At 50.7% G+C, this 22,596-nt stretch carries 35 protein-coding genes and 1 pseudogene; 24 read left to right on the top strand and 12 right to left on the bottom strand.

Features of this window, described 5'->3' with window-relative positions; genetic code table 11:
* From tuf to bfr, 3 genes and pseudogenes are all read left to right on the top strand, one after another.
* Positions 1 to 153, top strand: a pseudogene (tuf, locus tag ACOTY9_RS21855) (elongation factor Tu); the annotation flags it as partial.
* Positions 154 to 332: 179 nt separating this feature from the next.
* Positions 333 to 527, top strand: a complete 195-nt coding sequence (bfd, locus tag ACOTY9_RS21850) for a bacterioferritin-associated ferredoxin (protein WP_008503493.1) — start codon at positions 333 to 335, stop codon at positions 525 to 527.
* 72 nt (positions 528 to 599) lie between these two features.
* Positions 600 to 1,079, top strand: a complete 480-nt coding sequence (bfr, locus tag ACOTY9_RS21845; RefSeq protein ID WP_014885483.1) for a bacterioferritin — start codon at positions 600 to 602, stop codon at positions 1,077 to 1,079.
* A gap of 34 nt (positions 1,080 to 1,113) precedes the next feature.
* Here the strand turns inward: bfr and ACOTY9_RS21840 are convergent, their stop codons facing one another.
* From ACOTY9_RS21840 to gspC, 12 genes are read right to left on the bottom strand one after another with little or no spacing between them, the layout of a single operon-like run.
* A complete protein-coding gene (locus ACOTY9_RS21840; protein ID WP_255199875.1) occupies positions 1,114 to 1,893 on the bottom strand; it encodes a prepilin peptidase in 780 nt (259 codons plus the stop codon).
* A 1-nt stretch (position 1,894) separates the two neighbouring features.
* The gene (gspM, locus tag ACOTY9_RS21835; protein WP_032635368.1) at positions 1,895 to 2,368 is read right to left on the bottom strand and encodes a type II secretion system protein GspM; all 474 of its coding nucleotides are present in this window, start codon (positions 2,366 to 2,368) and stop codon (positions 1,895 to 1,897) included.
* Positions 2,361 to 3,569, bottom strand: a complete 1,209-nt coding sequence (gene gspL / locus ACOTY9_RS21830) for a type II secretion system protein GspL (protein WP_348566158.1) — start codon at positions 3,567 to 3,569, stop codon at positions 2,361 to 2,363. Before gspL ends, gspM begins: the two co-directional genes overlap by 8 nt.
* Positions 3,502 to 4,461 carry a type II secretion system minor pseudopilin GspK gene (gene gspK / locus ACOTY9_RS21825; RefSeq protein WP_023331449.1) on the bottom strand — a complete coding sequence of 320 codons (960 nt, stop codon included), beginning with the start codon at positions 4,459 to 4,461 and terminating at the stop codon, positions 3,502 to 3,504. Before gspK ends, gspL begins: the two co-directional genes overlap by 68 nt.
* Complete coding sequence (locus tag ACOTY9_RS21820; RefSeq protein ID WP_023331448.1) at positions 4,458 to 5,039, bottom strand: PulJ/GspJ family protein; 582 nt, start codon at positions 5,037 to 5,039, stop codon at positions 4,458 to 4,460. The genes gspK and ACOTY9_RS21820 overlap by 4 nt, the downstream gene beginning before the upstream one ends.
* Complete coding sequence (gspI, locus tag ACOTY9_RS21815) at positions 5,032 to 5,400, bottom strand: type II secretion system minor pseudopilin GspI (RefSeq protein ID WP_023331447.1); 369 nt, start codon at positions 5,398 to 5,400, stop codon at positions 5,032 to 5,034. Before gspI ends, ACOTY9_RS21820 begins: the two co-directional genes overlap by 8 nt.
* Positions 5,397 to 5,897, bottom strand: coding sequence for a type II secretion system minor pseudopilin GspH (gene gspH / locus ACOTY9_RS21810; RefSeq protein WP_087529697.1), 501 nt, complete (start codon positions 5,895 to 5,897; stop codon positions 5,397 to 5,399). The genes gspI and gspH overlap by 4 nt, the downstream gene beginning before the upstream one ends.
* Before the next feature lie 2 nt (positions 5,898 to 5,899).
* Positions 5,900 to 6,343, bottom strand: coding sequence for a type II secretion system major pseudopilin GspG (gene gspG / locus ACOTY9_RS21805; protein ID WP_014885475.1), 444 nt, complete (start codon positions 6,341 to 6,343; stop codon positions 5,900 to 5,902).
* 9 nt (positions 6,344 to 6,352) lie between these two features.
* Positions 6,353 to 7,552, bottom strand: coding sequence for a type II secretion system inner membrane protein GspF (gspF, locus tag ACOTY9_RS21800; protein WP_348566157.1), 1,200 nt, complete (start codon positions 7,550 to 7,552; stop codon positions 6,353 to 6,355).
* Positions 7,549 to 9,024: a type II secretion system ATPase GspE gene (gene gspE / locus ACOTY9_RS21795; protein ID WP_348566156.1), complete on the bottom strand. Its 1,476-nt coding sequence runs from the start codon at positions 9,022 to 9,024 to the stop codon at positions 7,549 to 7,551. The genes gspF and gspE overlap by 4 nt, the downstream gene beginning before the upstream one ends.
* Positions 9,021 to 11,006 carry a type II secretion system secretin GspD gene (gene gspD / locus ACOTY9_RS21790; protein WP_072251823.1) on the bottom strand — a complete coding sequence of 662 codons (1,986 nt, stop codon included), beginning with the start codon at positions 11,004 to 11,006 and terminating at the stop codon, positions 9,021 to 9,023. Before gspD ends, gspE begins: the two co-directional genes overlap by 4 nt.
* Entirely contained in the window at positions 11,007 to 11,822 is an 816-nt protein-coding gene (gspC, locus tag ACOTY9_RS21785; RefSeq protein WP_023331442.1) for a type II secretion system protein GspC, read from the bottom strand. It lies immediately after the preceding gene.
* Positions 11,823 to 12,023: 201 nt separating this feature from the next.
* Here gspC and ACOTY9_RS21780 point away from each other — a divergent pair, with 201 nt between their 5' ends.
* The 21 genes from ACOTY9_RS21780 (at position 12,024) to rpsE (ending at position 22,595) form a co-directional block, all read left to right on the top strand.
* Positions 12,024 to 13,445 carry a peptidoglycan-binding domain-containing protein gene (locus tag ACOTY9_RS21780; protein WP_348566155.1) on the top strand — a complete coding sequence of 474 codons (1,422 nt, stop codon included), beginning with the start codon at positions 12,024 to 12,026 and terminating at the stop codon, positions 13,443 to 13,445.
* A complete protein-coding gene (locus ACOTY9_RS21775) occupies positions 13,442 to 13,807 on the top strand; it encodes a T2SS component (protein WP_014885469.1) in 366 nt (121 codons plus the stop codon). The genes ACOTY9_RS21780 and ACOTY9_RS21775 overlap by 4 nt, the downstream gene beginning before the upstream one ends.
* A 247-nt stretch (positions 13,808 to 14,054) precedes the next feature.
* Positions 14,055 to 14,366, top strand: a complete 312-nt coding sequence (rpsJ, locus tag ACOTY9_RS21770; protein ID WP_001181005.1) for a 30S ribosomal protein S10 — start codon at positions 14,055 to 14,057, stop codon at positions 14,364 to 14,366.
* Positions 14,367 to 14,398: 32 nt separating this feature from the next.
* Positions 14,399 to 15,028 (top strand): 50S ribosomal protein L3, encoded by a 630-nt coding sequence (gene rplC / locus ACOTY9_RS21765; RefSeq protein WP_003863274.1) that lies wholly within the window; start codon positions 14,399 to 14,401, stop codon positions 15,026 to 15,028.
* 10 nt (positions 15,029 to 15,038) lie between these two features.
* Positions 15,039 to 15,644, top strand: a complete 606-nt coding sequence (gene rplD / locus ACOTY9_RS21760; protein WP_000424395.1) for a 50S ribosomal protein L4 — start codon at positions 15,039 to 15,041, stop codon at positions 15,642 to 15,644.
* The gene (gene rplW / locus ACOTY9_RS21755; protein ID WP_000617546.1) at positions 15,641 to 15,943 is read left to right on the top strand and encodes a 50S ribosomal protein L23; all 303 of its coding nucleotides are present in this window, start codon (positions 15,641 to 15,643) and stop codon (positions 15,941 to 15,943) included. Before rplD ends, rplW begins: the two co-directional genes overlap by 4 nt.
* A gap of 17 nt (positions 15,944 to 15,960) precedes the next feature.
* Positions 15,961 to 16,782, top strand: coding sequence for a 50S ribosomal protein L2 (gene rplB / locus ACOTY9_RS21750; RefSeq protein ID WP_000301859.1), 822 nt, complete (start codon positions 15,961 to 15,963; stop codon positions 16,780 to 16,782).
* 16 nt (positions 16,783 to 16,798) lie between these two features.
* Positions 16,799 to 17,077 (top strand): 30S ribosomal protein S19, encoded by a 279-nt coding sequence (gene rpsS / locus ACOTY9_RS21745; RefSeq protein WP_001138117.1) that lies wholly within the window; start codon positions 16,799 to 16,801, stop codon positions 17,075 to 17,077.
* Between the two features lie 14 nt (positions 17,078 to 17,091).
* Positions 17,092 to 17,424: a 50S ribosomal protein L22 gene (gene rplV / locus ACOTY9_RS21740; RefSeq protein WP_002919773.1), complete on the top strand. Its 333-nt coding sequence runs from the start codon at positions 17,092 to 17,094 to the stop codon at positions 17,422 to 17,424.
* Between the two features lie 17 nt (positions 17,425 to 17,441).
* Positions 17,442 to 18,143 (top strand): 30S ribosomal protein S3, encoded by a 702-nt coding sequence (gene rpsC / locus ACOTY9_RS21735; RefSeq protein WP_000529945.1) that lies wholly within the window; start codon positions 17,442 to 17,444, stop codon positions 18,141 to 18,143.
* Positions 18,144 to 18,155: 12 nt separating this feature from the next.
* Positions 18,156 to 18,566, top strand: coding sequence for a 50S ribosomal protein L16 (rplP, locus tag ACOTY9_RS21730; RefSeq protein WP_002919759.1), 411 nt, complete (start codon positions 18,156 to 18,158; stop codon positions 18,564 to 18,566).
* A complete protein-coding gene (gene rpmC, locus ACOTY9_RS21725) occupies positions 18,566 to 18,757 on the top strand; it encodes a 50S ribosomal protein L29 (protein WP_003863282.1) in 192 nt (63 codons plus the stop codon). The genes rplP and rpmC overlap by 1 nt, the downstream gene beginning before the upstream one ends.
* Positions 18,757 to 19,011, top strand: a complete 255-nt coding sequence (gene rpsQ, locus ACOTY9_RS21720) for a 30S ribosomal protein S17 (protein WP_008503489.1) — start codon at positions 18,757 to 18,759, stop codon at positions 19,009 to 19,011. Before rpmC ends, rpsQ begins: the two co-directional genes overlap by 1 nt.
* Before the next feature lie 166 nt (positions 19,012 to 19,177).
* Positions 19,178 to 19,549: a 50S ribosomal protein L14 gene (gene rplN, locus ACOTY9_RS21715; RefSeq protein ID WP_002919748.1), complete on the top strand. Its 372-nt coding sequence runs from the start codon at positions 19,178 to 19,180 to the stop codon at positions 19,547 to 19,549.
* Positions 19,550 to 19,559: 10 nt separating this feature from the next.
* Positions 19,560 to 19,874, top strand: a complete 315-nt coding sequence (gene rplX / locus ACOTY9_RS21710; RefSeq protein WP_003863287.1) for a 50S ribosomal protein L24 — start codon at positions 19,560 to 19,562, stop codon at positions 19,872 to 19,874.
* 14 nt (positions 19,875 to 19,888) lie between these two features.
* Entirely contained in the window at positions 19,889 to 20,428 is a 540-nt protein-coding gene (gene rplE, locus ACOTY9_RS21705) for a 50S ribosomal protein L5 (protein ID WP_001096206.1), read from the top strand.
* Between the two features lie 14 nt (positions 20,429 to 20,442).
* On the top strand, positions 20,443 to 20,748 hold the full coding sequence (gene rpsN / locus ACOTY9_RS21700; RefSeq protein ID WP_003863291.1) for a 30S ribosomal protein S14: 306 nt from the start codon (positions 20,443 to 20,445) through the stop codon (positions 20,746 to 20,748).
* A gap of 30 nt (positions 20,749 to 20,778) precedes the next feature.
* Positions 20,779 to 21,171, top strand: a complete 393-nt coding sequence (gene rpsH / locus ACOTY9_RS21695) for a 30S ribosomal protein S8 (RefSeq protein ID WP_006178918.1) — start codon at positions 20,779 to 20,781, stop codon at positions 21,169 to 21,171.
* A gap of 12 nt (positions 21,172 to 21,183) precedes the next feature.
* Positions 21,184 to 21,717: a 50S ribosomal protein L6 gene (gene rplF, locus ACOTY9_RS21690; protein WP_003863296.1), complete on the top strand. Its 534-nt coding sequence runs from the start codon at positions 21,184 to 21,186 to the stop codon at positions 21,715 to 21,717.
* A gap of 9 nt (positions 21,718 to 21,726) precedes the next feature.
* Entirely contained in the window at positions 21,727 to 22,080 is a 354-nt protein-coding gene (gene rplR / locus ACOTY9_RS21685; RefSeq protein WP_003863297.1) for a 50S ribosomal protein L18, read from the top strand.
* 14 nt (positions 22,081 to 22,094) lie between these two features.
* Entirely contained in the window at positions 22,095 to 22,595 is a 501-nt protein-coding gene (rpsE, locus tag ACOTY9_RS21680) for a 30S ribosomal protein S5 (protein ID WP_003863299.1), read from the top strand.
* Position 22,596: the final 1 nt, after the last annotated feature.

The raw sequence follows: 22,596 nt of genomic DNA, 5'->3' as shown, positions 1-22,596 counted from the left end.
CCAGAAGGCGTTGAGATGGTAATGCCAGGCGACAACATCAAGATGGTTGTGACTCTGATCCACCCAATCGCGATGGACGACGGTCTGCGTTTCGCAATCCGTGAAGGCGGCCGTACCGTTGGCGCGGGCGTTGTTGCTAAAGTTCTGGGCTAATTAATTATCTCCGAATTAAAAAAGGACGCTTCGGCGTCCTTTTTTGTTTTGTGCTGCTCAGGTGTTGTCACAAACTTTCGCATTTTTTGCCTGCACCCGCCCCGTATTCTGGCGTTTGTGCTATTGTAATCATAACCATTCTCACTTACACTTTGCGCATAATTTGAACGGGAGTCTCTATGTACGTTTGTTTATGTAATGGTGTAAGCGACAAAAAAATACGTCAGGCCGTTCGCCAGTTTCAGCCACAGTCATTTCAGCAGCTTCGCAAATTTGTTCCGGTTGGAAATCAATGCGGTAAATGTGTACGTGCTGCACGTGAGATCATGCAGGACGAGTTGATGCAGATCCCGGAATACAAAGAGATCGCGTAAGCGCCCATCTTTTTTTTGACATCCCCGTAGCCCGATCTACGCTTCAATGAGTGGAAGCGGAGGGACTATATAATGAAAGGTGATGTTAAAATCATAAGTTATCTCAATAAATTATTGGGAAATGAGCTTGTCGCAATCAACCAGTACTTTCTTCATGCGAGAATGTTCAAAAACTGGGGACTTAAACGTCTGAACGACGTTGAGTACCATGAATCTATAGATGAGATGAAACACGCCGATAAATATATCGAGCGCATTTTATTCCTTGAAGGTATTCCAAACCTGCAGGATCTCGGCAAGCTGGGCATCGGTGAAGATGTCGAGGAGATGCTACGTTCCGACCTCAGGCTGGAACTTGAAGGTGCCAAAGATCTCCGTGAAGCCATTGCCTATGCCGACAGCGTTTTTGATTATGTCAGCCGTGACATGATGATTGAGATCCTTGCCGATGAAGAAGGCCATATAGACTGGCTGGAAACCGAGTTGGATTTGATCGATAAGCTGGGTATTCAAAACTATCTGCAGGCGCAAATCCGCGAAGAAAAAGAGTAGTTGATACAGGAAGGAAACCCTCCTTCCTGCCTCCTCACAGCGTTGCCCAGCAGAAACAGCCCCAGCCGCTCAGTGCCAGCGCCGGACCGAAAGGTATCGGGTCACCGAAATGCCCTTTTTTTACCCACAGCAGAAGCCCGTAAAAGATCCCTGCGATTGCCGCTACGTAAAGGATCACGGGTACCTCTCGCCAGCCGCACCAGGCGCCCACTGCCGCAAGCATCTTGAAATCCCCGTAACCGATCCCTTCTTTGTGACAGATTAAGCGGACCAGCCAGTAGAGCAGCCACAGAATTAAATAGCCGGCAGCGGCACCCACAATGGCGTCCTGGGAGGAAACAGGGCCAAAAAAGGCATTAAACAACAGGCCAACCCACAGTAACGGTAGCGTGAGCTTGTCGGGTAAAAGGTAATGCTGCAGATCGATCACGCTGAGTGCGAGTACAAACCAAAAGAACAGAAAAAGCGCCAGTGACATTATCATTGATGCTGAATGGAGGGCATAGCAAATGACGGCCATCATCGCACAAAGCCCTTCCAGCAAGGGATAGCGTGTTGAAACAGGCTGGCCGCAGTGGCGACATTTCCCTTTGAGAAGCATCCAGCCGAGCAGGGGAACCGTGTCGTACCAGAACAGTGGGGTTTGACACTGGCAGCACCGGGAGCCAGAGAACGTAAACTCTGACGTTGAACCCGCCTCGCCTGTCGAAGACGGTCGTAAAATCTCGGCAGGCAAACGCCAGGTGAGTATACCCATTGCGGTTCCTGACAGCAGGCCAATGATGAGAAACAGAGTAACCAGTGAGCTATCCATTTTATTTCACTCCGAGCGTCAGGCGCGTCAGGATTATAGTGTCCGTACCCTGTTCACTGGCGTGGAATTCAAGTTCCGCAATCCGCAGACCGTAGTCTCCCTGTAGCACCGCCAGCCAGTTCATAAAAGCGTCCATCCTGAGAGCGTCGGCCGATACAGTCAGTTCTCCGCTATCGGTGCGCTGGAGTTTTGCGGCAGTGCCCAGCATGTGCAAACTGCTTTTAACCTGATTCTCCAGGGAGCCTGATGGTCTCTTTTCCGGAAGAAGAGCCGCAGCCGAAACCTGTTTCTGCAACCACTGCAGATCGCGTTGCACCTTAGCATAGCGGGATTGCATGGTGTCTGTAGCCTGCTTCAGGGGCTGGTAGAGCCCAAACCAGAAAAGAATGCTGACACCGCAGACAAGCAGTGCGAGTAGCAGCCGCTGTTCACGCGGATCTTTTTGGTGAAACCATTCCTGAGCGCGTTTAATCATTTCGAATCGTCCATAATCCCTGTTCATGTTTATCGACTTTGAGTGAGTAGCCAGCCAGTTTTTGATTTAAAAACGCCTGGATCTGTTGCTCATCGCGGGTAGAAATAAAAAGACGTAAATCATTACGTGCCGGGTTATAACTCACCCCTTCCAGCGCCAGTCCCGGGAAAGCGGACAGATGAGCCTGAAGCTGTTGTAAGAGCAAATAGGGGGCAGGCGATCGTTGCTGTAGCTGCCTGGGTAAATAGGTACGCAGATTACGGGTATGCCTGTTTTCTGGAATATAACGTTGCCATTGCTGCGTCAGTGTGTGGCTCAGCTGTTTTTCATACTCCCGAAGTTGCAAATACACGACAGCCTGAGCCAGACACGCACTCACGGCTAACAGTAAAATGCTGCAAAGCGCCACGCGTTTGATATTGGTGGTCCAGAAAGAGCACGGGGCAGGCGGGCGCATTTTCCCGTGCAAAAGGTTAGCGGGTGGTTCCTGTGGATGGAGTATCAAACTATGACATGCGGGACGCGTTTCCTTCGCGGAAAGGCCAGTTGGCAGTGGACCGTAGCTGACGACCTCTTGCGGGGGATAATGCGCTAGCAGCTGTGCCAGCCAGGAGGCTGTCAGATGGGCAACACTGTTCTCATGCGTTCTGAGCAACCATCCACCGCTGTCTGATAATACCGTCCAGCCGCTTTCACAGGCTGGCAAGCGAAGGGCGTCAATCGTCGCATGCGTGACGTTAAAACCAGCCCCGGCAAAGAGACGAAGCTGGGACATAAGCCAGTCGGCGTCAACGCCAATGACGGAAACTCGCGTTCCCTCCCGAGAGAGTAGCGTCCAGTGCAGCGGGGGCATGCCTTCGTCCAGTGTTTCATCCGCAAGCCACTGAAGTTTTTGATCGGTCAGTTCGTAATTTTCGTCTGGGATGACGATTATTCTGCTCGTTGCCTTTTGGGCCGGAATAACGAGATGAGTGCATCCTGATGCCGGACGTGCGGCAATCTCCGGCAACTGTTCTGTTGTCAGACTCTGAACCTGGCTGTAGCCACATCCATCATATTCCACCCATTCAAGGGCATTCGGCGTCGATCCAGAAAGGCGGATAAGCAGTTTCGTCGCAGGGACGTTAACTGCTTTATTGTTCGCTACTGCCATCCGTAAGCTGGCGTAAATAGAGTTTGAGTGTTTTAGTTTTTTCGTCATAAATGAAAAATGTGCGCATACCAAAGGTAAGGTCACCCTCATGAACCGTGGATGTGGTCAAAAAATAACTGCTGCTGGTTGTAATCTGTTTTTTAAGCGAATCCACCAGCGGTTTTGCTGCGCTGAAATCCTGTTGGGCCTGGTAAAGAAAATCCTCTACCTTTTCCCAGCCATTTACAGGACGTTTTTTCAGGAGCATTTTTGCATCTGACAAGCTGATATTGTTGAGGAAGAGGGCTGCCAGAAGCGGCGCTTGCTGCTCAGTAAGGGTATTGATATTAATGGCGAGGTCACTGCTGAATCGGGTGCAGATAAAAGGGGCGAGTTTTTGATAAAGCGCGTCAGTCATCCCTTTAATTTTGCGCACTTCTGTGGGTAAAAAGAGCACCTGACCGGCGGTCAGGTAGCCTGGCTGACTATGTTGATAGTATTCGTCTTCTGCACCTTTAACGCGCGTTGAGTCGTTATCATCGATGTAGTCTGCGATGGATTGTGCGATCTCTTCTGCCCGGTATTTTTCAACGGCGAGCTTCTCCAGTAGGGCGTAAAACACGCTGATTTCATACGGTGGCGTCGCCAGTGGTTCTTCCGGCGTATTCTTCAGTGCGTTCAGGTTGTAGCAATGGTGCAGATCGTTTATCTGCCAGCTGACGTCGGTGTCGTCGCCAGGACTCTCCGAGTGGGTGAGTACGTCTCGAGGCTTCTCCTGAAAACGTGCCATAGATTGTGCTTCAGCGTAGAGCAGAGCGTATTTCCCCTGCAGGCTATCATTGATGCGCCGGGTGCGCTGGAGCTGAACCTGAAAACTTATCGTCATCTCTGCTGCCAGCGCAGCCATCAGCGCCAGAATCATTAAAACGATCAGCAATGCAGAACCTTTTTGCGCGTTCATTGCGTCGCTCCTGCAGGTTGGCTGGCGGCTTTTTTTTCTGGAAACCAGCCGGGCAGGACAACGCGTCGGGTTATTTCCGCTTTACCGTCACGCTCCAGCGTTATCGTGGCTGTCGTTGACACGCTCTTTTCATCCGCCGGCGTCATTGTTGCAGAAAAATGGGAGACATGATCCAGCAGGGGCTGTGGTGCCACGTCCTTTTCACTGTCGGATGAGTAGCGTACTGCACGGAATAATGTGTCGTTTTCGACATACCAGTGGACGGTCGTCAAAACGAAAGTTGCCCCAAAAGGCATTGCGGGATCCCGGGTTTGTGTTGTGAAAATTACGCTCTCTTTTTCACTCAAGAAGGGGAGCGGTGTTTGCCGGTTTTTCCGAGGGACATACTGCATTAAATCATTTTCAAGCATGAGCACGGTGTGCTGGATGGCCTCAAAATCATCGCCAGTCTTCTTGGCTCGCTGGTACTGTTCGGTTGCCTGGGAGAACACCTGAGAGGCCAGAAAGCTGAGCGTTGAGAAAATGACGATCGCCAGCATCACTTCCAGAAGCGTAAAGCCGTTGGGGACTTTACTCATGCTTCGCCTCCGTTTTCTTACTATCTGAAGACCAGGCATACAGGCTGAGGGTTCGGCCATCAGACGTTATCACCCTGGCCTCTTTCTGAAGCAAAGGAGACGAACTTTTTTTCCCTTCAACCAGTTGCCAGGAGAAGGTCTCATTTAATTGAGAAGAGGCTCCCTCTTTGGCGGCGAGTTGTCCGTAAGTCGAGGTCACGAGTACGTTGTCTGCAACCCAAAGCGCTAGCGTTTCCTGTTTTAACGTTTCCAGTGCTGAAAGCTGCCATTGCATACTGTTGAGGAGTGCAATAATGGCGGTCGCAAAAATAGCCATTGCCAGCAAGACTTCAAGCAGCAGCATTCCGCTTTGTTGTTTCATTGCGGTTCCTTAAAGCGAATGACCTCAAGCGGCAGCGCGCCGTGTGATTGCAGAATGGCGATTTTTTCGCCATCTTTAGCGTTGAAAACCACTGAAAAGGGAGTGACTTGTCCATCGGGCAGGATGACGATTTGCGGCTTGGCCTCCTCCGACGACGGTGTCACGTCAGGCCTGGCCGGTGCGTCCCAATCGCCGCGTAACGGCAAATTGTCATTGTTTGCTATTTCCTGCCACTGCCATTCACCGGTGCGATCCTTTTTCGGTGCATAGAAAAGCCAGCCGTCAGTAGTGAGCTGAAGGCCGACAGTATGTTTTTCCAGTAGCGCCACGTCTGACATGTATTTTGCTGTCTGTCTGAGGACATCGATCTGCCGCAGTAGCTTTCCGGTAGCGCTCAGCCTGTCACTTTGCATAGCGACAACGCCGGCTGCCGCCAGGGCGATGATGACCATAACCAGCATCACCTCCAGCAGTGTGAATCCTTTCTGATGGGCCATTTTTAGCGTGACTTTTTATCGTTATCCCAGTTGTGGATATCATCCTCGGTGCCGGTTTCAGCATCAGGACCTGTGGACATGATATCGATCGCGCCATGCTCACCCGGGCTAATCAGGATGTAGTCATTCCCCCACGGATCGGCGGGCAGACGGCGGATATAACCGTCCGGGTTGTAGTTTTCAGCCCGGGGAGCTTGCGCTGGGGCGGTAATAAGCGCCTCCAGGCCCTGTTCTGTTGTGGGATAACGATGATTATCCAGCTTGTACATATCCAGCGCATTTTCGAGAGCAATAATATCGCTGGCGGCTTTTTGCCGGTCTGCCCGATCCTTATTGCCCATTAAGTTAGGCACCACCAGGCTGGCCAGAACCCCCATTATCACGATGACGACCATCAATTCCATAAGCGTGAAACCACGCTGCCTTTCCTTTTTCTGCGCTTCCATGATTTTTCCTTAATTCATCAATGAGTTGAGTTGTAATATGGGCTGCATGATCGAGACAACGATAAACAAAACGATCGCTGCCATGACAACAATCAGCGCCGGTTCAAAAATCGCCAGGGTCAGCGAAATGCGATTTTGCAGCTGCACCTCCTGGTTATTTGTTGCACGCTGCATGAGTTCCCCGAGCTGGCCGCTTTTTTCCCCGGAAGCAATCATGTAAATCATCATGGGGGGAAATATTTGCGTCTGCTTCAGGGACTGGCTGATGCTATTTCCCTGGCGCACACTTTCTGCTGCGTCGCTGAGCCGCTGTCCAATTTCACGGTTGCCCACACCTTCTGCTGAGAGCGACATCCCTTCCAGGAGTGGAATACCGCTGCGATTGAGAATACTCAGGGCGCGCAGATAACGGGCGCTATTGATCGCGCAGACCAGCGGGGAGGTAATGCGAAACGCGATGAGCCAGCGATGAAAATGATCCCGGTTTTTCCCGCGCTTCAGCCAGAAAGAGAATAGCGTTCCACCACAGATCAGCGTCAGTGCGATCCAGGGACCGTATGTCGACAGAAAGTGACTAATAGCCAGTAACGTTCGGGTGGAAAGCGGTAGCTCATGCTTAAGATGAGTGAACTGCGCGGCGACCTTCGGTACCACCGTGGTAAGCAAAATGATAACCACCAGAATGGCGACCGTTGTGAGCAGGGCAGGGTAAATCAACGCCTGTGTGAGTTTGCTGCGCATTTGCTGACGTGCTTCATTATATTCGGCCAGCCTTTCAAGAACGGCGCCCAGCTGGCCGACCGTCTCTCCCGCTTTTACTAGGGTGCAAAAGACCGTATCAAACAGACGAGGGTGGGCTTGCATGGCCACAGAGAGGGGCTGTCCCTCCAGAACGGCGAGATGCAGAGAAGTGATGACGTCGGCCAGTTTTTTATTTTCTTTTTGCTGCTGAACAACGGCGAGCGCTTCATCCAGCGGCAGCGCCGCGGCGATCAGCGTCGCCAGCTGACGCGTAAAAAGCGTTAATTCGCTGTGGCTGATTCGTGTCGAAAAAGCCCTGAGGGCAACCTTGGGTCGCTGCCGTTTTAGCGTTTGCGGTAATAACCCCTGGCTACGCAACTGCGCGACCATCTCTCTTTCACTCGCGGCCTCACTCAGCCCCGTATGGCGTTTTCCCCGCGCGTCCGTCGCCGTCCAGTGAAATTTCATTGGCGCCCATCCGCTGGAGTCTGACCTTCAGAGGTCACCCGCAGGATTTCTTCAAGTGAGGTCATCCCTTCTGCCGCAACGCGAAGACCGTTTGCCAGCAAGCTGAGGTGATGACGACGCTGGATCTCTTCCAGCTGCCTTTCATGGCGCTCATTGTGAATAGCGTCACGCAGTTCTGGCGTGGCGAGCAGCAGTTCATGGATAGCCATGCGCCCCTGATAGCCGCTTTGTCTGCAAGCGGTGCAACCCTTTGCTTGCCAGAGATGAGATGCATTAATCCCATGGGCTTGCAGAAGCTGTTGCTCCTGAGGCCGCACGGCGTGAGCCATTTTACAGTGGGGGCATAGCCGTCTGACCAGACGTTGGGCAATCACCCCCACGAGCGAGGAAGAGAGAAGGAACGGCTCAACGCCCATATCCCGTAATCGCGTTACGGCACCGCACGCGCTATTAGTGTGGAGAGTGGAAAGCACCAGATGCCCGGTCAAAGAAGCCTGAACCGCAATTTGAGCGGTTTCGTTATCGCGAATTTCTCCTACCATGACGACATCAGGATCCTGACGTAAAATAGCGCGTAGTCCGCGGGAAAATGACATATCTACGCGGCTATTAACCTGGGTTTGTCCGATACCTTCCAGTTCGTATTCAATTGGGTCCTCTACCGTAAGCACATTGCGTTCTGGGCTATTTAGCGCGGAGAGAATGGCGTAGAGCGTGGTGCTTTTCCCGGAGCCCGTTGGCCCCGTGACCAGAATAATACCGTGGGGAAGGGCAAGCAGATTCTTCAGACTGTGTGTGTCTGCCGCTGACATATCCAGTTTATCGATGGATAAGCGCAGACTACTTTTATCCAACAGACGCAGAACAACACGTTCGCCATGCTGCGACGGGAGCGTCGACACACGGACATCCACATTTCGCTGACCAATTTTTAAGGTAATGCGTCCATCCTGCGGCAGCCTTTTTTCGGCAATATCCAGTTTGGCCATGATTTTGATACGTGAGATGAGTAAGGCCGCCAGTTTTTTATTCGGCTGAACCACCGGGCGCAAGATGCCATCAACCCGGAAGCGGATACTCATCGCTTTTTCAAACACTTCAATATGAATATCTGAGGCGTGTTCTTTAATTGCTTCGCTGAGCACGGCATTAATAAGCCTGATAACCGGCGCTTCCGACTGCTCGTTCAGCAGATCTTCATTCGTTGGGATCTCTTCAGAGAGAGTATTGAGATCGTCGGAATTATTAATATCTTCGGCAATTAACTGGGCTGACCCGCTGTTCTGTTGGTAAATAAGTTCCAGCTTTTCGGCAAACTGCTGCGGGGGGAGCCGGGTAAAACAGGTGCACTCTGGCGCAACGGATGTGAACTCGAGCAGATGCTCAAGTGTGGCATCTGTCGAGTAGAAGAGAGTCTCTCCTTGTAAGGCAATGCCATAGCGCTGCGCTTTTTTCCATGCGTGCTGACTCATTCCGTTCGACCTTCCCTGAACGGATTTTTGGCGTCCGGTGTCGCCGGTGCATTATTAAAAGCCCGATCTTCAAGCTCTTTGATGTTGTCGACGTTAATCAGTGTTTCACTTTGCTTTTCCCGTCTCTCTTTTTGCAGATCTTTGAAATTGGTGTATTTCTCACGTGAGAGTGAACGATAGACCTCATCGTCTCTGATAATGGTCGGGCGGATAAAGACCATCAGGTTACGTTTGCTTTTCTCATTGGATGTGTAGCGGAAAAGCTGTCCCACCAAAGGGATATCGCCCAGCAGGGGAACTTTTGAAACTTCTTGCTTACTGGCGTCATCCATTAAACCGCCAAGCACAACGGTTTCGCCACTTTTCACCAGGACGGCATTCTGTATTGTTCGGGTGTTGAAGGTTGGGCCGAGCGAGGAAGAGCTTGTCGATGTGTCGACGCTGGAAACCTCTTGCTCGATCTCCATCAGAACAGAATCACCCTCGTTAATCTGCGGGGTGACTTTTAACTTGGTCCCCACCGTCTTACGCTCGACGGTATTGTAAATATTATCGCCGGAGGTCGTCTGGGAACCGGAAAGTACGGGCACATCCTGCCCGACGTTGAAGGCTGCTTCTTTATTATCAAGCGTAACGATGCTGGGCGTAGACAGGATGTCGTTTTTGTTGTCGGTATTGAGTGCTGTGAGGAGCACCCCCCAGTCGCCGTTGAAAAAACCTGCCGCAAGGCCGTTATAATTACTGAAGAGGTTGTAAGCTGGGTTATCGCTGGTGATCCCTCCGTTTGCTTTGAATTCCCCCACGCCCTGTGCCGCGTTAAAGATTGGCAGGCCAGTTTTGGTAAACTGTTGTCCACCAACGTTTTTCTCAGCCCACTGTACACCCAGGTTCAGACCTTTACCGTCCTGCACTTCAACGATAATCGCTTCCACCAGAACCTGTGCACGACGAATATCCAGCTTAGCGATAACCTCATCGAGTTGCTGGAGAATACCCTGATCGGCGGTCACAACCAGTGAGTTGGTTTGTTCATCTGCAGTAATAGAGATATCGCGGCTGCTGCTGGTTGCCGTATTGGTTGTGCCACTTTTGCCATCTTTCAGTTTTTGCGTGACACCGGTTAAAACGTCAACAAGCTTATCCGCTTTGGCATATTTCAGGTACCATACCCGCGTGTTTCCTTGCCCTTGCTCCTGGGTATCAAGACGTTTTACCAACTCAGTAATTCTTGCGCGGGCGCGTTCTGAGCCTCTGATAATCAGCGCATTGCTTCTTTTATCGGCAACGATGTGCGTTTGGAGTGTCGCAGGTTGTGCCTCTTTTGCGTTCTCACGCGACAGCGTGTTAAGGACATCGGCAAGATCGACAGCGGAAGCATATTTCAGCGGGATAATTTGCTCTTGCTCGTCACCCATGACATCGACACGTTTAATGACTTCCAGCATGCGATTGACGGTTGATGCTTTGCCGGTAATGACCAGCGCATTAGAGGGCTCATAATGCGAGACGTTACCGACATTACCGCCATCGAGCATTTGACGAAGCAGAGGAGACAGCGATCGCGCTGGAACATTTTCCAGAGAAACAATACGTGTCACTAGTTCATCACCCTTGCCGGGTTGCGTATTACTGGTAAGCTTTCCTGGAAGATTTTTCACGGTTTCTGAACGCACGACTTTCAGCAGGCCATTATCAAGAGTGATAAGTGAAAAGCCATAAAGGTCGAGTACGCTCAGGAAAAATTGATAGTATTCCTCTTTATTAAAGGTATCTACGCTTCTGACGGAAATGGATGCTTTAACATCGGGATCAATCAGAATCGTTTTCCCCATGTTTTGTCCCACGATGTTGACAAACGTTTGAATGTCCGCACCGTTAAAATTCGCCGTGTAATCAGCTGAATATCCGGGCTTAGCGGTGGCGATGAGCAAAAAAAACAGCGAAAGCGCTTTCAGTCGCTGGCTTGCGGAGGTTCCATCCATTTATTTATCCTGACCGTCCTGGAATTGTTGAACGGCAACATTAATTAGTTTTGGTGATGCATTTCGCAAGAGGGTAATCTGCGCCGTCTGCAGATGTCTAAGTGCCTCCTGCGCATGGGTTATATTCGCCTGTTGCGTTAAAGACATATTGTTAAGCTGAATAGCAATGTCACCAGGTGCAATGGCTGTCCGTGAAAATAATTCTGTATTACCGCGAGGTAAAAGGCGCAATCCTCGCAAGACATTTTTATCAACGACAGGAATCGCTTCAATAAAATCTGACAATGTGACATCTGTTGGTGCCGGCTGCTCGTTCACTTTTTCTGGCGTTGCGGCAGGTGGCGTCAGTTCGGTAAGCAGCGTAAGCTGCGCGGTGTTTCCGCCTGAGGAGAAAAACACCTGGTTCTTAGTGATATCAATGATGCGCGTGCTGTTGGATGATTTAAGCACATCATCAATAGAATAGACATTCTGTTCCCCCCCTTCCTGCAGAATGGCCCGGGACGATAATTTATCCGAACTATGAATAATACCGCTTAAATGGATATGGGACAGAGTATCTACGTTGCCACTCACTAATGGGGGCGCGTCAATGCGATTATTGACTGACGATGATAAATTCCATTTATATTTTTCATTAAAATTATTCAATGGCGTGATGATATCCTCATTAATCAGCGACGCTTTGTTATTACCCCACTGTATATATGCTGAGTAAATGAAGATAAAGATACCCATAGCGCTAGTCAATATAATCATAAGGCTCAGGGTGCGATACGATAACGCATTTTTCACTAAGGGAGAGATGGTTGCCATGAAATCACTTTTAAGAATGACTAAGAGTGAACGTGTTTCTTGTTTAAGTCCGTCATAATATAATCAGTCATTGGCACGCAGCAAGTCATATGCAATATATATCCCTGTTTTAGGAATAGAATAATTTTCGAGGTAATGCGGCTATTCATGGATGAGCTAAATACTTTTTATACTACGCGGCATTGTCTGATTCGGGACAGCATGTTTTCCACGTTAATTCAGGAACAATGGCTAATATTACAGGGCGGTAAAGGGTCAGGAAAAAGTGTGCTTGCGCAAGGGGTGATTAGCGCGTGGCCTTATCGCGCGCTCACCATCAGCCCTTTGAACCGAAAAGGTTACCTGTGGGAGTGGGTGATTATTGCGGATTCGCAGACGGATAACAGTCTGGCGGGAAAAATATTCCCTGTTGAGAAGCTCTGGGAGGAGCTGTACAGCGCGGGGACCGTGACACACGGCAGTATGCCGCTGTTTGTCCTGGAAGATGGACACCGAATCTCCAGGGGGCTTGTTTCAACGATTCTGGCGTTTATGACCATGATGCCGCAAGCCCGATTGCTACTTACAGGGATATTCAACCGTCGTCAGCAGCGCGAGTTACGGGTATTACAGCCGGTATGGTTTGAGATACCCGCGCCGGACAGTAAAGATTACCGCAAGGTGATCTCCTCTCATGCAGGCATTGTCCCTGAGACAACCAACACTCTTCCGGAACAATTTATCAGACGATGCATGAGACGTTGCGATGGCAATCTTCATCTTGCCGCGCGACTGGGAGGGGTTATTCGTCGTAATAAGATGGAGGGGGAGGAACACGCCGCCTCTATTATTGACGCTTCTCTTCAGCGTGAGGCGTTGCGTTACCTGCCCGCACCTGGCCGTCAGGGCGTAACCTGGTTGCTGCTGTTGGTGTTAACGGTGTTATGTGGTGGAGGAGGCGCATACTTCGCCAGGCCTCTTTCCCGCTGGCTGCCACCGCTCACAACGTTGCTTCCTGTAGAATTCTCAAGACCTGTCTCAACTCATGCGCGACTGATGGCAGAGACGATGTCTACCAATGAATCGCTCAGTTTACTGTTTAGCGTCTGGGGGTATGAGGTAGACAAAGGGGAAGCCTGGTGCGATCAGGCATACCGGGGCGGGATGGCCTGCCTTTCCGGCACCGAAACGCTTGAAACACTGTTGTCTGACGGACTTCCCTGGGTCGCCACCCTGAAAGCAGGTAGCGCCAGTTTCCCTGTCGTCGTGATCGGGGGAGGAGAGAACACGCTTACCGTGCTGTCAGGAAATCAAACATGGATCCTTGATAAGGCATGGTTCAGCCATGTCTGGACAGGGAATGTGACGCGAATGTGGAAGCCATCGCCCGACGGCAACGCAAGCATAACAAAGAAGAGTAGCACCGATGACATTGTCTGGCTTGATACGATGCTGAGCCGCGTGCTGAATGTCGAGGCGGAAGGGACGGGAGAATGGAGTTCGCTGCTAACTGAGAAGGTCCGCCAGTTTCAGGCGCAAAATAAGATTAAAGTCGATGGTGTGATGGGACAGTTGTCACTTATCAGGCTATGGCAAGCCCTGGGTGAAAGTCCAACGTTGATTCAGGAAAGAGGGACGATATGAGCGAGCAAACGGAAACCTCTTTGCAGCCCAAAGTACGCTTTGTCCGGCCAGATATGCCGCGCCCGCTTTGGGCGGGGATATGCATCGCATTGTCCTGGCTTTTATATAGTGTGGGTTGCGCGATCGTCGGGTATTACCTGTACCGCGGGATTGCTCTGCACGCGTCTTCATCACCAGAGCCTCAGCATTATCGGCTTTCTGAGGAGCACTATATCTATAAGAAGCGTCCCTTGCCGGTGCCGGTGGAAGAGACGGATGTTAGTGTGTCGGAGGAAAGCGACGCTGAGCATCCGGTTGCTGCCGGAGAAAAGGGCGATCTTGAAGCGCGTGTTAAGCAGGCGATAGCAGATATTGACCAGTAGTGTACGTGTCTTGCAAAAGGTTGGTTATTATCGACACAGTCGACTTGCATTAAGCCTGTAAATACGTATAATGCGCGGGCTTGTCGTAATTGACGGCTGGTTCGATATGAACCTGGGTAGCGCATTTTGTTACTCAACAATGCTCCCAATTGGGGAGCTACGTAAGAACGGTTACACTCTCCCATCAATCGTAATGGGTTTGAGGAGTAATCATTTTCGTTTATAAAATAATTGGAGCTCTGGTCTCATGCAGAACCAAAGAATCCGTATCCGCCTTAAAGCGTTTGATCATCGTCTGATCGATCAATCAACCGCGGAAATCGTCGAGACTGCTAAGCGCACTGGTGCGCAAGTCCGTGGTCCGATCCCGCTGCCGACCCGCAAAGAGCGCTTTACCGTTCTGATCTCTCCGCACGTTAACAAAGACGCGCGTGATCAGTACGAAATCCGCACTCACAAGCGTCTGGTTGACATCGTTGAGCCAACTGAGAAAACCGTTGATGCTCTGATGCGTCTGGATCTGGCTGCCGGTGTAGACGTGCAGATCAGCCTGGGTTAATCAGGTCATCGAGCGATTGAGAGGTTGAAACAATGATTGGTTTAGTCGGTAAAAAAGTGGGTATGACCCGCATCTTCACTGAAGATGGCGTTTCTATCCCAGTAACCGTAATCGAAGTTGAAGCAAACCGCGTTACTCAGGTTAAAGATCTGGCTAACGATGGCTACCGCGCTATTCAGGTTACCACTGGTGCTAAAAAAGCTAACCGTGTAACCAAACCAGAAGCGGGTCACTTCGCTAAAGCTGGCGTAGAAGCTGGCCGTGGTCTGTGGGAATTCCGTCTTGCTGAAGGCGAAGAGTTCACCGTAGGTCAGGACATTAGCGTTGAGCTGTTTGCTGACGTTAAAAAAGTTGACGTAACCGGTACCTCTAAAGGTAAAGGTTTTGCTGGTACCGTTAAGCGCTGGAACTTCCGTACCCAGGACGCTACCCACGGTAACTCCTTGTCTCACCGCGTTCCGGGTTCTATCGGTCAGAACCAGACTCCGGGCAAAGTGTTCAAAGGCAAGAAAATGGCAGGTCAGCTGGGTAACGAACGTGTAACCGTTCAGAGCCTGGACGTAGTACGTGTTGACGCTGAGCGCAACCTGCTGCTGGTTAAAGGTGCGGTCCCGGGTGCAACCGGTAGCGACCTGATCGTTAAACCAGCTGTGAAGGCGTAAGGGGATAGCAATGGAATTAGTATTGAAAGACGCGCAGAGCGCGCTGACTGTTTCCGAAACTACCTTCGGTCGTGATTTCAACGAAGCGCTGGTTCACCAGGTTGTTGTTGCTTATGCAGCTGGTGCTCGTCAGGGTACTCGTGCTCAGAAGACTCGTGCTGAAGTAACTGGTTCTGGCAAAAAGCCATGGCGCCAGAAAGGTACCGGCCGTGCGCGTTCAGGTTCTATCAAGAGCCCGATCTGGCGTTCAGGTGGCGTGACCTTCGCTGCGCGTCCACAGGACCACAGTCAAAAAGTTAACAAAAAGATGTACCGCGGCGCGCTGAAAAGCATCCTGTCCGAACTGGTACGTCAGGATCGTCTGATCGTTGTCGAGAAGTTCTCTGTAGAAGCGCCTAAAACTAAGCTGCTGGCTCAGAAACTGAAAGACATGGCTCTGGAAGATGTGCTGATCATCACCGGTGAGCTGGACGAGAACCTGTTCCTGGCCGCACGTAACCTGCACAAGGTTGACGTACGCGATGCGACTGGTATCGACCCGGTTAGCCTGATCGCCTTCGACAAAGTCGTAATGACTGCTGATGCTGTTAAGCAAGTTGAGGAGATGCTGGCATGATTCGTGAAGAACGTCTGCTGAAGGTGCTTCGCGCACCGCACGTTTCTGAAAAAGCGTCTACTGCGATGGAAAAAACAAACACCATCGTTCTCAAAGTTGCTAAAGACGCGACCAAAGCAGAGATCAAAGCTGCTGTGCAGAAACTGTTTGAAGTCGAAGTCGAAGTCGTTAACACCCTGGTTGTTAAAGGGAAAGTTAAACGTCACGGACAGCGTATCGGTCGTCGTAGCGACTGGAAAAAAGCTTACGTCACCCTGAAAGAAGGCCAGAACCTGGACTTCGTTGGCGGCGCTGAGTAAGTCGGAGGAGTAATACAATGGCAGTTGTTAAATGTAAACCGACATCTCCGGGTCGTCGCCACGTAGTTAAAGTGGTTAACCCTGAGCTGCACAAGGGCAAACCTTTTGCTCCGTTGCTGGAAAAAAACAGCAAATCCGGTGGTCGTAACAACAATGGCCGTATCACCACTCGTCACATCGGTGGTGGCCACAAGCAGGCTTATCGTATTGTTGACTTCAAACGCAACAAAGACGGTATCCCAGCAGTTGTTGAACGTCTTGAGTACGATCCGAACCGTTCCGCGAACATCGCGCTGGTTCTGTACAAAGATGGCGAACGCCGTTACATCCTGGCCCCTAAAGGCCTGAAAGCTGGCGACCAGATTCAGTCTGGCGTTGATGCTGCAATCAAAGCAGGTAACACCCTGCCGATGCGCAATATCCCGGTTGGTTCTACCGTTCATAACGTAGAAATGAAACCAGGTAAAGGCGGTCAGCTGGCACGTTCCGCAGGTACTTACGTTCAGATCGTTGCGCGCGATGGTGCTTATGTCACCCTGCGTCTGCGTTCTGGTGAAATGCGTAAAGTCGAAGCAGACTGCCGCGCTACTCTGGGCGAAGTTGGCAATGCTGAGCATATGCTGCGCGTTCTGGGTAAAGCAGGTGCTGCACGCTGGCGTGGTGTTCGTCCTACCGTTCGCGGTACTGCGATGAACCCAGTCGACCACCCACATGGTGGTGGTGAAGGTCGTAACTTTGGTAAGCACCCGGTAACTCCGTGGGGCGTTCAGACCAAAGGTAAGAAGACCCGCAGCAACAAGCGTACTGATAAATTTATCGTACGTCGCCGTAGCAAATAATTTTAGAGGATAAGCCATGCCACGTTCTCTCAAGAAAGGTCCTTTTATTGACCTGCACTTGCTGAAGAAGGTAGAGAAAGCGGTGGAAAGCGGAGACAAGAAGCCCCTGCGCACTTGGTCCCGTCGTTCAACGATCTTTCCTAACATGATCGGTTTGACCATCGCTGTCCATAATGGTCGTCAGCACGTTCCAGTCTTTGTTACCGACGAAATGGTTGGTCACAAACTGGGTGAATTCGCACCGACTCGTACTTATCGCGGCCACGCTGCTGATAAAAAAGCGAAGAAGAAATAAGGTAGGAGGAAGAGATGGAAACTTTAGCTCAACATCGCCATGCTCGTTCTTCTGCACAGAAGGTTCGCCTTGTTGCTGACCTGATTCGCGGTAAGAAAGTGTCGCAGGCCCTGGACATCCTGACCTATACCAACAAGAAAGCTGCGGTATTGGTCAAGAAAGTACTGGAATCTGCCATTGCTAACGCTGAACACAACGATGGCGCTGACATCGACGATCTGAAAGTCGCGAAAATTTTCGTAGATGAAGGCCCAAGCATGAAGCGCATTATGCCGCGTGCGAAAGGTCGTGCAGATCGCATCCTGAAGCGCACCAGCCACATTACTGTGGTTGTGTCCGATCGCTGAGACTCTGGAGACTAGCAATGGGTCAGAAAGTACATCCTAATGGTATTCGCCTGGGTATTGTAAAACCATGGAACTCTACCTGGTTTGCGAACACCAAAGAATTCGCTGACAACCTGGACAGCGATTTTAAAGTACGTCAGTACCTGACTAAGGAACTGGCTAAAGCGTCTGTATCTCGTATCGTTATCGAGCGTCCAGCTAAGAGCATCCGTGTGACTATTCACACTGCTCGTCCTGGCATCGTTATCGGTAAGAAAGGCGAAGACGTAGAAAAACTGCGCAAGGTCGTAGCGGATATCGCTGGCGTTCCTGCACAGATCAATATCGCTGAAGTTCGTAAGCCTGAACTGGACGCTAAATTGGTTGCTGATAGCATCACTTCTCAGCTGGAACGTCGTGTTATGTTCCGTCGTGCTATGAAGCGTGCTGTACAGAACGCAATGCGTCTGGGCGCTAAGGGTATCAAAGTTGAAGTTAGCGGCCGTCTGGGCGGCGCGGAAATCGCACGTACCGAATGGTACCGTGAAGGTCGCGTACCGCTGCACACTCTGCGTGCTGACATCGACTACAACACCTCTGAAGCGCACACCACTTACGGTGTAATCGGCGTTAAGGTATGGATCTTCAAAGGTGAGATCCTGGGTGGTATGGCTGCTGTTGAACAACCGGAAAAACCGGCTGCTCAACCTAAAAAGCAGCAGCGTAAAGGCCGTAAATAAGGAGCGTCGCTGATGTTACAACCAAAGCGTACAAAATTCCGTAAAGTGCACAAAGGCCGCAACCGTGGTCTGGCGCAGGGTACGGATGTTAGCTTCGGCACTTTCGGTCTGAAAGCTGTTGGCCGTGGTCGTCTGACTGCACGTCAGATCGAAGCAGCACGTCGTGCAATGACCCGTGCAGTTAAGCGTCAAGGTAAGATCTGGATCCGTGTATTCCCGGACAAACCGATCACCGAGAAGCCGCTGGAAGTTCGTATGGGTAAAGGTAAAGGTAACGTGGAGTACTGGGTTGCCTTGATCCAACCGGGCAAAGTCCTTTATGAAATGGACGGTGTTCCGGAAGAGCTGGCCCGTGAAGCCTTCGGCCTGGCAGCAGCGAAACTGCCTATCAAAACCACCTTTGTAACTAAGACGGTGATGTAATGAAAGCAAAAGAGCTGCGTGAAAAAAGCGTTGAAGAGCTGAACGCTGAGCTGCTGAACCTGCTGCGTGAGCAGTTCAACCTGCGTATGCAGGCTGCAAGTGGCCAGCTGCAACAGACTCACCTGCTGAAGCAAGTGCGTCGCAATGTTGCACGCGTTAAGACTTTACTGACTCAGAAGGCGGGTGCGTAATGACCGATAAAATCCGTACTCTGCAAGGTCGTGTTGTTAGCGACAAAATGGAGAAATCCATTGTTGTAGCTATCGAACGTATTGTGAAACACCCGATCTACGGTAAATTCATCAAGCGTACGACCAAACTGCACGTACATGACGAGAACAACGAATGTGGTATCGGCGACAAGGTTGAAATCCGTGAATGCCGTCCACTGTCCAAGACTAAGTCCTGGACGCTGGTTCGCGTTGTAGAGAAAGCGGTTCTGTAATACAGTACGCATTCTCAATACGAATAAACGGCTCAGCGATGAGCCGTTTATTTTTTCTACCCATATTGCAGAAGCGGTGTTATAATGCCGCGCCCTCGATATGGGGCTTTTTAACGGCTCTGATTTTAGAGTCTCAGGTAGTAGTTGACATTAGCGGAGCACTAAAATGATCCAAGAACAGACTATGCTGAACGTCGCCGACAACTCCGGTGCACGTCGCGTAATGTGTATCAAGGTTCTGGGTGGCTCGCACCGTCGCTACGCAGGCGTAGGCGACATCATCAAGATCACCATCAAAGAAGCAATTCCACGTGGTAAGGTCAAAAAAGGTGATGTGCTGAAAGCGGTAGTGGTGCGCACCAAGAAGGGTGTTCGTCGCCCTGACGGTTCTGTCATTCGCTTCGATGGTAATGCATGCGTTATTTTGAACAATAACAGCGAGCAGCCTATCGGCACGCGTATCTTTGGGCCGGTAACTCGTGAACTTCGTACTGAGAAGTTCATGAAAATTATCTCTCTGGCACCAGAAGTACTCTAAGGAGCGAATCATGGCAGCGAAAATCCGTCGTGATGACGAAGTTATCGTGTTAACCGGTAAAGATAAAGGTAAACGCGGTAAAGTAAAAAATGTTCTGTCTTCCGGCAAACTCGTCGTTGAAGGTATCAACCTGGTTAAGAAACATCAGAAGCCGGTTCCGGCCCTGAACCAACCAGGTGGCATCGTTGAAAAAGAAGCTGCTATTCAGGTTTCTAACGTTGCAATCTTCAATGCGGCTACCGGCAAGGCTGACCGTGTAGGCTTTAGATTCGAAGACGGCAAAAAAGTCCGTTTCTTCAAGTCTAACAGCGAAACTATCAAGTAATTTGGAGTAGTACGATGGCGAAACTGCATGATTACTACAAAGACGAAGTAGTTAACAAACTCATGACTGAGTTTAACTACAATTCTGTCATGCAAGTCCCTCGGGTCGAGAAGATCACCCTGAACATGGGTGTTGGTGAAGCGATCGCTGACAAGAAACTGCTGGATAACGCAGCAGCTGACCTGACAGCAATCTCCGGTCAAAAACCGCTGATCACCAAAGCACGCAAATCTGTTGCAGGCTTCAAAATCCGTCAGGGCTATCCGATCGGCTGTAAAGTAACTCTGCGTGGCGAACGCATGTGGGAGTTCTTTGAGCGCCTGATCACTATTGCTGTTCCACGTATCCGTGACTTCCGTGGCTTGTCCGCTAAGTCTTTCGACGGTCGTGGTAACTACAGCATGGGTGTCCGTGAGCAGATCATCTTCCCAGAAATCGACTACGATAAAGTCGACCGCGTGCGTGGTTTGGATATTACCATTACCACTACTGCGAAATCTGACGAAGAAGGCCGTGCTCTGCTGGCTGCCTTTGACTTCCCGTTCCGCAAGTAAGGTAGGGTTACTGAATGGCTAAGCAATCAATGAAAGCACGCGAAGTAAAGCGCGTAGCTTTAGCTGATAAATTCTTCGCTAAACGCGCTGAACTGAAAGCGATCATTTCTGATGTGAACGCTTCCGACGAAGATCGTTGGAATGCGGTTCTCAAGCTGCAGTCTCTGCCGCGTGATTCCAGCCCGTCTCGTCAGCGTAACCGCTGTCGTCAAACAGGTCGTCCACATGGTTATGTGGGCAAGTTTGGGTTGAGCCGTATCAAACTGCGTGAAGCCGCCATGCGCGGTGAAGTGCCAGGCTTGAAAAAGGCTAGCTGGTAATTACCAATTGAATCACGGGAGTAAAGACAGATGAGCATGCAAGATCCGATCGCGGATATGCTGACCCGTATCCGTAACGGTCAGGCCGCGAACAAAGTTGCGGTCACCATGCCTTCCGCCAAGCTGAAAGTGGCAATTGCCAACGTGCTGAAGGAAGAAGGTTTTATCGAAGATTTTAAAGTTGAAGGCGACACCAAGCCGGAACTGGAACTTACTCTCAAGTATTTCCAGGGTAAAGCTGTTGTAGAAAGCATTCAGCGTGTCAGCCGCCCAGGCCTGCGCATCTATAAGAAAAAAGATGAGCTGCCAAAAGTTATGGCTGGTCTTGGTATCGCAGTTGTTTCTACCTCTAAAGGTGTTATGACTGATCGTGCAGCGCGCCAGGCTGGTCTTGGTGGCGAAATTATCTGCTACGTAGCCTAATCGGAGGAAAGAATGTCTCGTGTTGCTAAAGCACCGGTCGTCATTCCTGCCGGCGTTGATGTTAAAATCGACGGTCAGGTTATTACGATCAAAGGTAAAAACGGCGAGCTGACTCGTACCCTCAACAAAGCTGTTGAAGTTAAACATGCAGATAACGCTCTGACCTTCGGTCCACGTGATGGTTTCGTGGATGGATGGGCTCAGGCTGGTACCGCGCGTGCCCTGCTGAACTCAATGGTTGTTGGTGTTACCGAAGGCTTCACTAAAAAGCTTCAGCTGGTTGGTGTAGGTTATCGTGCAGCGATCAAAGGGAATGCAGTAGGCCTGTCTCTGGGCTTCTCACACCCTGTTGAGCATCCGCTGCCGGCCGGTATCACTGCAGAATGTCCGACTCAAACTGAAATCGTGCTGAAAGGCGCTGATAAACAGCTGATCGGTCAGGTTGCAGCAGATCTGCGCGCCTACCGTCGTCCTGAGCCTTACAAAGGCAAGGGTGTTCGTTACGCCGACGAAGTCGTGCGTACCAAAGAGGCTAAGAAGAAGTAAGGTAACACTATGGATAAGAAATCTGCTCGTATCCGTCGTGCGACCCGCGCACGCCGCAAGCTCAAAGAGCTGGGTGCAACTCGCCTGGTGGTACATCGTACCCCGCGTCATATTTACGCACAGGTAATTGCACCGAACGGTTCTGAAGTTCTGGTAGCTGCTTCTACTGTAGAAAAAGCTATCTCAGAACAATTGAAGTACACCGGTAACAAAGACGCCGCTGCAGCTGTAGGTAAAGCTGTTGCTGAACGCGCTCTGGAAAAAGGCATCAGCAATGTTTCCTTTGACCGTTCCGGGTTCCAATATCATGGTCGTGTCCAGGCACTGGCAGATGCTGCCCGTGAAGCTGGCCTTCAGTTCTAAGGTAGAGGTGTAAGATGGCTCACATCGAAAAACAGGCTGGCGAACTGCAGGAAAAGCTGATCGCGGTAAACCGCGTATCTAAAACCGTTAAAGGTGGTCGTATTTTCTCCTTCACAGCTCTGACTGTAGTAGGCGATGGTAACGGTCGCGTTGGTTTTGGTTACGGTAAAGCGCGTGAAGTTCCAGCAGCGATCCAGAAAGCGATGGAAAAAGCCCGTCGCAATATGATTAACGTCGCGCTGAACAACGGCACCCTGCAACACCCTGTTAAAGGTGTTCACACGGGTTCTCGTGTATTCATGCAGCCAGCTTCAGAAGGTACCGGTATCATCGCCGGTGGTGCAATGCGCGCCGTTCTGGAAGTTGCTGGGGTTCATAACGTTCTGGCCAAAGCATATGGTTCCACCAACCCGATTAACGTGGTTCGTGCAACTATTGATGGCCTGGAAAATATGAATTCTCCAGAAATGGTCGCTGCCAAGCGTGGTAAATCCGTTGAAGAAATTCTGGGGTAAT

This window comes from Enterobacter cloacae complex sp. SHL012 (assembly GCF_049237505.1).
GTDB classification, from domain to species: domain Bacteria; phylum Pseudomonadota; class Gammaproteobacteria; order Enterobacterales; family Enterobacteriaceae; genus Enterobacter; species Enterobacter kobei.
This window is presented reverse-complemented; position numbering and strand designations above follow the sequence as displayed.

Coding starts and splice junctions, on each gene's coding strand:
- bfd (WP_008503493.1), top strand. CDS start 333: ATGTACGTTTGTTTATGTAATGGTGTAAGCGACAAAAAAATACGTCAG.
- bfr (WP_014885483.1), top strand. CDS start 600: ATGAAAGGTGATGTTAAAATCATAAGTTATCTCAATAAATTATTGGGA.
- ACOTY9_RS21840 (WP_255199875.1), bottom strand. CDS start 1,893: ATGGATAGCTCACTGGTTACTCTGTTTCTCATCATTGGCCTGCTGTCA.
- gspM (WP_032635368.1), bottom strand. CDS start 2,368: ATGATTAAACGCGCTCAGGAATGGTTTCACCAAAAAGATCCGCGTGAA.
- gspL (WP_348566158.1), bottom strand. CDS start 3,569: ATGACGAAAAAACTAAAACACTCAAACTCTATTTACGCCAGCTTACGG.
- gspK (WP_023331449.1), bottom strand. CDS start 4,461: ATGAACGCGCAAAAAGGTTCTGCATTGCTGATCGTTTTAATGATTCTG.
- ACOTY9_RS21820 (WP_023331448.1), bottom strand. CDS start 5,039: ATGAGTAAAGTCCCCAACGGCTTTACGCTTCTGGAAGTGATGCTGGCG.
- gspI (WP_023331447.1), bottom strand. CDS start 5,400: ATGAAACAACAAAGCGGAATGCTGCTGCTTGAAGTCTTGCTGGCAATG.
- gspH (WP_087529697.1), bottom strand. CDS start 5,897: ATGGCCCATCAGAAAGGATTCACACTGCTGGAGGTGATGCTGGTTATG.
- gspG (WP_014885475.1), bottom strand. CDS start 6,343: ATGGAAGCGCAGAAAAAGGAAAGGCAGCGTGGTTTCACGCTTATGGAA.
- gspF (WP_348566157.1), bottom strand. CDS start 7,552: ATGAAATTTCACTGGACGGCGACGGACGCGCGGGGAAAACGCCATACG.
- gspE (WP_348566156.1), bottom strand. CDS start 9,024: ATGAGTCAGCACGCATGGAAAAAAGCGCAGCGCTATGGCATTGCCTTA.
- gspD (WP_072251823.1), bottom strand. CDS start 11,006: ATGGATGGAACCTCCGCAAGCCAGCGACTGAAAGCGCTTTCGCTGTTT.
- gspC (WP_023331442.1), bottom strand. CDS start 11,822: ATGGCAACCATCTCTCCCTTAGTGAAAAATGCGTTATCGTATCGCACC.
- ACOTY9_RS21780 (WP_348566155.1), top strand. CDS start 12,024: ATGTTTTCCACGTTAATTCAGGAACAATGGCTAATATTACAGGGCGGT.
- ACOTY9_RS21775 (WP_014885469.1), top strand. CDS start 13,442: ATGAGCGAGCAAACGGAAACCTCTTTGCAGCCCAAAGTACGCTTTGTC.
- rpsJ (WP_001181005.1), top strand. CDS start 14,055: ATGCAGAACCAAAGAATCCGTATCCGCCTTAAAGCGTTTGATCATCGT.
- rplC (WP_003863274.1), top strand. CDS start 14,399: ATGATTGGTTTAGTCGGTAAAAAAGTGGGTATGACCCGCATCTTCACT.
- rplD (WP_000424395.1), top strand. CDS start 15,039: ATGGAATTAGTATTGAAAGACGCGCAGAGCGCGCTGACTGTTTCCGAA.
- rplW (WP_000617546.1), top strand. CDS start 15,641: ATGATTCGTGAAGAACGTCTGCTGAAGGTGCTTCGCGCACCGCACGTT.
- rplB (WP_000301859.1), top strand. CDS start 15,961: ATGGCAGTTGTTAAATGTAAACCGACATCTCCGGGTCGTCGCCACGTA.
- rpsS (WP_001138117.1), top strand. CDS start 16,799: ATGCCACGTTCTCTCAAGAAAGGTCCTTTTATTGACCTGCACTTGCTG.
- rplV (WP_002919773.1), top strand. CDS start 17,092: ATGGAAACTTTAGCTCAACATCGCCATGCTCGTTCTTCTGCACAGAAG.
- rpsC (WP_000529945.1), top strand. CDS start 17,442: ATGGGTCAGAAAGTACATCCTAATGGTATTCGCCTGGGTATTGTAAAA.
- rplP (WP_002919759.1), top strand. CDS start 18,156: ATGTTACAACCAAAGCGTACAAAATTCCGTAAAGTGCACAAAGGCCGC.
- rpmC (WP_003863282.1), top strand. CDS start 18,566: ATGAAAGCAAAAGAGCTGCGTGAAAAAAGCGTTGAAGAGCTGAACGCT.
- rpsQ (WP_008503489.1), top strand. CDS start 18,757: ATGACCGATAAAATCCGTACTCTGCAAGGTCGTGTTGTTAGCGACAAA.
- rplN (WP_002919748.1), top strand. CDS start 19,178: ATGATCCAAGAACAGACTATGCTGAACGTCGCCGACAACTCCGGTGCA.
- rplX (WP_003863287.1), top strand. CDS start 19,560: ATGGCAGCGAAAATCCGTCGTGATGACGAAGTTATCGTGTTAACCGGT.
- rplE (WP_001096206.1), top strand. CDS start 19,889: ATGGCGAAACTGCATGATTACTACAAAGACGAAGTAGTTAACAAACTC.
- rpsN (WP_003863291.1), top strand. CDS start 20,443: ATGGCTAAGCAATCAATGAAAGCACGCGAAGTAAAGCGCGTAGCTTTA.
- rpsH (WP_006178918.1), top strand. CDS start 20,779: ATGAGCATGCAAGATCCGATCGCGGATATGCTGACCCGTATCCGTAAC.
- rplF (WP_003863296.1), top strand. CDS start 21,184: ATGTCTCGTGTTGCTAAAGCACCGGTCGTCATTCCTGCCGGCGTTGAT.
- rplR (WP_003863297.1), top strand. CDS start 21,727: ATGGATAAGAAATCTGCTCGTATCCGTCGTGCGACCCGCGCACGCCGC.
- rpsE (WP_003863299.1), top strand. CDS start 22,095: ATGGCTCACATCGAAAAACAGGCTGGCGAACTGCAGGAAAAGCTGATC.